The following is a 6,430-nucleotide window of genomic DNA, read 5'->3' on the forward strand; positions in this document are numbered from 1 at the left end:
GCGGGCGCCGCCACGCCGCCGCCCTCAAGCTGGGTTGGCGCAATGGCACCGAGGGCCCGGGCGACCCAGCCGACGACGCCCATGCCGCCTACCAGCTGGACGTGCTTGGCGAAGGCGCCGGCCCAGCCCCGGGCACGGCCCACCCTCCGGGGCTCGTGCTCAGCTACAGCGCGCGCCAGAGCGCCCCGCGCGTGCCCCTGCCCGGCCATGCGGCACGCCACATGGAACACCTGCTGCAGCGTTTCTGCCAAGCCCAGGAGCGGCTGCGGGCCGCGCAGGCGCGGCTGGACCAGCAGCGCGAGCAGCAGCTTGCCGACCTGCGCCCCGGGCATGTGGTGGAGCGCCCCCCGGCGCTTGCGCAGCCCCTGCCCTGGGCGGCCGAGGCCACGGACGAGGCGGTGTTCGGGCCGGGGCCGATGGAGCTGTCGCGCCTGTGGCAGGCTGCGGCACGCCAGTACGCGACCGCCATGCGGCGGCATTGGGGAGAAAGCGGCCGTGGCGGCACGCTCCCGCGCGACGCGCGCAGCGCCCATGCCGCAGCAGTGCTGCAACTGGCGCGCGAGCTGAACGCCTCAGGCGATCCGGGCGCGCTGGAGCGTTTCCACCACCGCTTCGCGTTCGCGCCTGCCGTCTTCGCGCGACACGCGCAGGCCCACGGATGCGAGCTGCGCGCCTTGCACTGGGCGGCCGATGGGCGGCTGCTCGCCTGGACCCGGGGCCGGGGGGGCGCCGCCGCCTGCTGGGCGCTCCGGCTGGGGAGCGGCGCCGCAGGGCTGGAGCGCCTCGGAAACGCCACTGTGGAGGAACTGCAGGGGGCAACGCGTGCCACACGCGTGCCGCTGCACGGCCTTGCCGTGCAGGCGGATGCCGAGGGCACCGGCCTGGAGGCGCTCTCCGATGCGGGCCAGGTGCTTTGGCAGCACCTGCTCGGTGGCACGGTGCGCTGCATGGCCACGGCACCCGGCGACGCCGACCGGCTGGCCGTGGGCACCTCCAACGGCTATCTGGTGCTGCTGCGCAAGGCAGCAGGCCCGGATCCTCTGCACGCCGCCACCTCGCGCCTGCACGAACTGCGGCGCGTGCTGTTCTGGGAGGGCGAGGCGCGGCCCCTGCTGTGGTGAGACGGGTCAGCCTTCGCCGCCGTCCCGCAGCCGCGCGCGCCGGTCGTCGCGCTTGCGCTGCTCGGCCTTGCGCGCGGCGCGCTCCTGCTCGCGCCGCGCCGCCTCCTGCTCCCAGGCGGCATATTCCTCAGGCGTCTCCAGCGTCAGCCGCCCGATGGCGCCGGCGCGAAAATCCACCAGCACGATCTCCGCGGCCTTCTGCAGGTTGAGCCGGCCGCCGCTCATGACGGCGCCGCGCTTCCTGGCGATGCGCTCCAGCAACTCGTCGTCGTGCAGCGCGGCGATCTCCGTCGGCGCGAGCCCCAGGCGGTAGCGCGCATCGAGCGGCGCGCCGTAGTGCTGCTTGAGGTAGCCCAGCAGCGCCAACGCCACCTCCTCGTCGTCGTAGGCATTGCGCCCCACCGCCCCGCTCGCCGCCAGCCGCTCGCCGCTTTGCGGCACGACAATGCGCGGCCAGAGCATGCCCGGCGTGTCCCAGAGGTAGAAATCATCCTCCAGGACGATGCGCTGCTCCTGCTTGGTGATGCCGGCCTCGTCGCCCGTGCGGGCCTCGCGCTTGGCGCTCAGGGTGTTGATCAACGTGGACTTGCCGACGTTCGGCACCCCGACGATCAGCACCCGCATGGGCCTCGACATGCCCCGCCGGTTCGGCGCGAGCTGGCGGCAGGCTTCGACCAGCCGCCGCGCCGGAGCGCGGTCGGAGGCATCCAGCCCGATGGCGCGCGTGCCCTCGCGGGCGTTGTACCAGTCGAGCCATGCGGGCGTGCGCCCGGGGTCCGCCAGGTCCTGCTTGTTCAGCACCTTCAGGCTCGGCCGGTTGCCCGTGAGCTCGGCCAGCAGCGGGTTGGCGCTGGAGGCCGGCAGGCGCGCGTCCAGCAACTCGATCACCACGTCGATGTCCTTGATGCGCTCGGCGATCGCCTTGCGCGTCAGGTGCATGTGACCGGGAAACCACTGGATGGACATGGGAAGGAGCCTTTGCGAGCGTGCCGTGGGAAAGCCCGCAAGCTTAACCCGCCCCCATGCGCGCGGCGGTCAGCCCTGGCCGCGCAGCGCCGCGCGCAGCTGCTCGCCCACCTGCGGCCGCTCGGCAAAGGCGTCGGGCGGGTTCTCGCCGCGCACGATGGCCTCCATGCGGGTCTGCACGTTGCCCAGCGCCTGCGGATGGCTGTAGATGTAGAACCGGTTGGCCGCCACCGCGTCGAAGACCTTCTGCGCCACCTCGGCGGCGCTCACCCGCCCGCTCTCCACCGCCTTGGAGATCATCGCCTGGCCGATCAGCTGGCTGCGCGTCTGGGCCATGGACTGCATGTCCTGCGGGCGGTTGCGCTCGCTGCGGGTGATGCCCGTGGGCACGAAGTACGGGCACAGCACGCTCGCGCCCACCTGGGTCGTGACCAGCGACAGGTCCTGGTAGAGCGACTCGCTCAGCGAGACCACGGCGTGCTTGCTGACGTTGTAGATGCCCATGTTGGGCGGGTTGAGCAGGCCGGCCATGCTGGCCGTGTTCACGATGTGGCCACGCCAGGCGGGATCGGCCTCGGCGGCGGCGAGCATCATCGGCGTGAACAGGCGCACGCCGTGCACCACGCCCCACAGGTTCACGCCCAGCACCCACTCCCACTCGCGCACGGAGTTTTCCCAGACCAGGCCGCCCGCGCCCACGCCGGCGTTGTTGAACACCAGGTGCGGCGCGCCGAAGTGCTGCTGCACCTCGGCCGCCAGCTGCTCCATCTGCGCGGCGTCTGCCACATCCACGCGGCGCGCCAGCACCTCGCAGCCGGCGGCGCGCATCTCCGCCTCGGCAGCGTCCAGCGCATCCTGCTGCACGTCCACCAGCACCAGCCGCATGCCGCGGCGGGCACCGATGCGCGCGCACTCCAGGCCGAAGCCCGAGCCCGCACCGGTCAGCACGGCGGTCTTGCCAGCGAAATCCTCGATCATGGGGTGTCTCCTGGGGTGGTGTGAAGGGTGTGGCCCGGGCCGTCAGATCAGCTTGACCAGCTGCTTGCCGAAGTTCTTGCCGCGCAGCATGCCGAGGAACGCTTCCGGCGCGGCCGCCAGCCCCTCGGCGACGCTCTCGCGCGGGCGCAGCTTGCCCTGGGCGACCAAGCCGCCCAACTCCTTGAGCGCCTCGCCCCACACTTCCATGTGTTCGCTGACGATGAAGCCCTCGACGCGCATGCGGTTGATGAGGATCAGCGCCGGGTTCTGCAGCGGCAGCGGCTGGCCGTCGTAGCCGGCGATCATTCCGCACAGCGCCACGCGGGCAAAGGCGTTGGCGCGCAGCAGCACGGCGTCCAGGATGTGGCCGCCGACGTTCTCGAAGTGGCCGTCGATCCCGTCGGGACATGCAGCCTTCAGCGCCGCCGCCATGGATTTCAGATCCGTGTGCTGGCGGTGGTCGATGCACTCGTCGTAGCCCAGTTCCTCGGTGGCATAGCGGCACTTCTCCGGCCCGCCGGCGATGCCCACCACGCGGCAGCCGCGCGCCTTGGCCAGGGCCACGAAGGCGCTGCCCACCGCACCGGTGGCGGCGCTCACCGTCACGGTCTGACCGGGTTTCGGGTCGATGATCTTCACCAGGCCGTACCAGGCCGTCACGCCCGGCATGCCCACGGCGCCCAGGTAATACGACAGCGGCACGTGCGTCGTGTCCACCTTGCGCAAAGCGCCGGGCTGGCCGGCATCGACCACGCTCCACTCCTGCCAGCCGCCCATGCCGACCACCTTGTCGCCCGGCTGGTAGTCCGGATGCCGGCTCTCGGCGACCTCGCCCACCGTGCCGCCGATCATGACCTCGTCCAGCGGCTGGCTGGCGGCGTAGCTCTTGCTGTCGTTCATGCGCCCGCGCATGTACGGGTCCAGGCTCAGGTAGTGGTGGCGCACCAGCACCTGGCCGTCCTGCAGCGCCGGGGTGTCGGTGGTCACGAAGCGGAAATTCTCTGCCGTGGCCTCGCCCTGGGGGCGGCTGGCGAGCAGGATCTGCTGGTTGCGTGGCATGGTTTGGTCCTCCTGGATGGGATGGGATGCGATGGAAGTCGGGCGCCGCTCAGTCGGTGGGCAGCGCCTGCGCGTCCGCCGTGCGGCGCACGTAGCGGAAGGTGCCGGTGGCTTGGCTGCAGGCGCGGCCCTCGGCGTCGTGGACCGTGCCTTCCACGAAGGCCAGCGAGCGCGTGCGGTGCAGCAGGCGCCCGCGCGCCACCAGGCGGCCGCGCGCGGGCTGCATGAAGCTGGTCTTCATCTCGATGGTGACGATGCCCAGCTCGGGCGCCACGCTGCGCGCGGCCGTCGCCAGGGCCACGTCCAGCAGCGCCATCACCGCTCCGCCGTGCGCCACGGCGAAGGAATTCATGTGCTCCGGCCGGACCTCGTAGTGCAGCTCGGACTCGCCCTGCTCCATGCGCGCGAGCACGAAGCCCAGCTCGCGCACGAAGGGGATCTCGGCGCCGAAGTCGAGCGCCGGCGGCATGGCCTCAGCCACCGATCAGCGCGCTCACGCCGCCGTCCACCGCCAGCCACTGGCCGGTGATGTGCTTGCCCGCGTCGCTCGCGTACAGCAGCGTGATGCCCTTCAGGTCCTCGTCGTCGCCCAGGCGGCGCAGCGGCGCGTGCTCGGCCATCTCCTTCTCGCCCAGGGTCTCGATCAGCACGGCCGCCATCTTGGTCTTGAAAAAACCCGGGCAGATGGCGTTCACGCTGATGCCGTGCACGCCCCACTCGCCCGCCAGCGCGCGCGTGAAGTTGATGACCGCGCCCTTGGAGGTGTTGTAGGCGATGGTCTTCATGCCGCTGGGGTTGCCGCCCAGGCCGGCGATGGAGGCGATGTTGATGATGCGCCCGCCCTTCCTCGGGATCATGCTGGCGCGCGCAATCGCCTGCGACAGCAGGAAGTAGCCGCGCACGTTCAGGTTCATGACCTTGTCCCAGGCCGCCACCGGGTGCTCCTCGGCCGGCGCGCCCCAGCTGGCGCCGGCGTTGTTGACCAGGATGTCCACGCTGCCCAGGCGCTCCAGCGTCTCGCTGGCCAGGCGCTGGATGTCGTCCTCGCGAGCGCAGTCGGCGGCGATCCAGCCTGCGTCGATGCCGGCGGCCTGCAGTTCGGCGGCGGCGGCCTCCAGGTCCTCGGCCTTGCGCGAGCTGAGCATGATGCGCGCGCCGGCCTCGCCCAGGGCATGCGCCATCTGCAGCCCCAGGCCGCGCGAGCCGCCGGTCACGAGGGCGGTCTTGCCCGAGAGGTCGAAAAGCTGTTGCACGGTGCGCGCCATGGGCCTGTCTCCGAAAGTTGGGAAGTTGGAAAATCGGGAAGTATTGAAAGCATGGCAGATCGGAGCCTGCTCGCGGCTATTGTGGGGTGCCGCCCGGCGCGCCGGCTGTCGCCTGGGCGATTGCTGGGGCAGGTGTCCGGCCACGCGCCCACAGGAAAATACCGCCCATGTCCCCTGCCCCCACGCAACCACCCGAACGCTGGTACTTCGGCTGGAACATCGTCGCCGCCGCCACCCTCATCACCCTGCTGACCGTCGGCATGCGCCTGGGGCTGGGGCCGCTGTTCCTGCCCATGGCCGAAGACCTGGGCTTCTCGCGCAGCCTGCTGTCGTCCATCGTCGCCGTGGGCATGCTGTGCTATGGCCTGGCGATGCCGCTGGCGGGCTGGCTGGTGGCGCGGCGCGGCACGCGCTTCGTGCTGCTCGCGGGCACCGCCATGGTGGTCGTGGCCGCTCTCTGGGCCGCGAACACGCGCAGCCCCACCGGGCTGCTGCTGAGCTTCGGCGTGTTGATGTCGGTGGGCGCGGGCTTCACCAGCCCGATCGCGCTCACGCCGGTGATCAGCCGCTGGTTCCAGCGCCGCCGCGGCATGGCGCTGTTCTTCCTGTCCACGGGCTCCATGGCGGGTATCGCCGTCATGACGCCTGTGCTCGGCATCGCGCTGCAATACCTGTCGTGGCAATCCACGCTGCTCGCCTTCGCCGCGGTGTTTGTGGCCGTCACCGTGCCGGCGGCGCTGCGCGTCATCCGCGACGAGGCGCCGCCCGACGGCGACGCGCTCCAGGATGCCACCGGCCGTCCCGCACCCGCCGCGCCGGCCGCCCATTGGAGCGTGACGCAGGCCATGCGCACCGCCACCTTCGCACGCGTCACCTTCGGGCTCTTCGCCTGCGGCTTCAGCATGAACCTGCTGGGTACGCACGGCATGCCGATGCTCATGGACCGCGGCTTCGACGCCACCACCAGCGCGCTGGGCATCGGCCTGATCGGGCTGGTGGCCATCCCCAGCACCATCGCGCTCGGCCGGCTGGCCGACCGCC

6 protein-coding genes and 1 pseudogene are annotated in these 6,430 nt (G+C 71.6%); 2 read left to right on the plus strand and 5 right to left on the minus strand.

Features of this window, described 5'->3' with window-relative positions; all coding sequences use genetic code 11:
* A pseudogene (locus A612_RS17410) lies at positions 1–1,121 on the plus strand (hypothetical protein); the annotation flags it as partial.
* Positions 1,122–1,127: 6 nt separating this feature from the next.
* Here A612_RS17410 and ylqF read toward each other — a convergent pair.
* The 5 genes from ylqF to A612_RS11695 form a co-directional block, all read right to left on the minus strand.
* Positions 1,128–2,087 (minus strand): ribosome biogenesis GTPase YlqF, encoded by a 960-nt coding sequence (ylqF, locus tag A612_RS11675; protein WP_019374657.1) that lies wholly within the window; start codon positions 2,085–2,087, stop codon positions 1,128–1,130.
* A 69-nt stretch (positions 2,088–2,156) separates the two neighbouring features.
* On the minus strand, positions 2,157–3,065 hold the full coding sequence (locus tag A612_RS11680) for an SDR family oxidoreductase (RefSeq protein WP_019374658.1): 909 nt from the start codon (positions 3,063–3,065) through the stop codon (positions 2,157–2,159).
* Positions 3,066–3,107: 42 nt separating this feature from the next.
* A complete protein-coding gene (locus tag A612_RS11685; protein WP_019374659.1) occupies positions 3,108–4,124 on the minus strand; it encodes an NADP-dependent oxidoreductase in 1,017 nt (338 codons plus the stop codon).
* A gap of 49 nt (positions 4,125–4,173) precedes the next feature.
* Complete coding sequence (locus A612_RS11690; RefSeq protein WP_040436738.1) at positions 4,174–4,593, minus strand: PaaI family thioesterase; 420 nt, start codon at positions 4,591–4,593, stop codon at positions 4,174–4,176.
* A 4-nt stretch (positions 4,594–4,597) separates the two neighbouring features.
* Positions 4,598–5,389: an SDR family oxidoreductase gene (locus tag A612_RS11695; protein ID WP_019374661.1), complete on the minus strand. Its 792-nt coding sequence runs from the start codon at positions 5,387–5,389 to the stop codon at positions 4,598–4,600.
* Between the two features lie 167 nt (positions 5,390–5,556).
* Between A612_RS11695 and A612_RS11700 the strand changes: the two genes are divergently transcribed.
* Positions 5,557–6,430, plus strand: an 874-nt coding sequence (locus tag A612_RS11700; RefSeq protein WP_019374662.1) for an MFS transporter, incomplete at its 3' end; no start/stop codon positions are given.

This window comes from Melaminivora alkalimesophila, from assembly GCF_000282995.1.
In the GTDB taxonomy this organism is placed as follows: Bacteria; Pseudomonadota; Gammaproteobacteria; order Burkholderiales; family Burkholderiaceae_C; genus Melaminivora; species Melaminivora alkalimesophila.

Excerpts from the sequence above, each read along its gene's own strand:
- ylqF (WP_019374657.1), bottom strand. The coding sequence starts at position 2,087 with ATGTCCATCCAGTGGTTTCCCGGTCACATGCACCTGACGCGCAAGGCG.
- A612_RS11680 (WP_019374658.1), bottom strand. The coding sequence starts at position 3,065 with ATGATCGAGGATTTCGCTGGCAAGACCGCCGTGCTGACCGGTGCGGGC.
- A612_RS11685 (WP_019374659.1), bottom strand. The coding sequence starts at position 4,124 with ATGCCACGCAACCAGCAGATCCTGCTCGCCAGCCGCCCCCAGGGCGAG.
- A612_RS11690 (WP_040436738.1), bottom strand. The coding sequence starts at position 4,593 with ATGCCGCCGGCGCTCGACTTCGGCGCCGAGATCCCCTTCGTGCGCGAG.
- A612_RS11695 (WP_019374661.1), bottom strand. The coding sequence starts at position 5,389 with ATGGCGCGCACCGTGCAACAGCTTTTCGACCTCTCGGGCAAGACCGCC.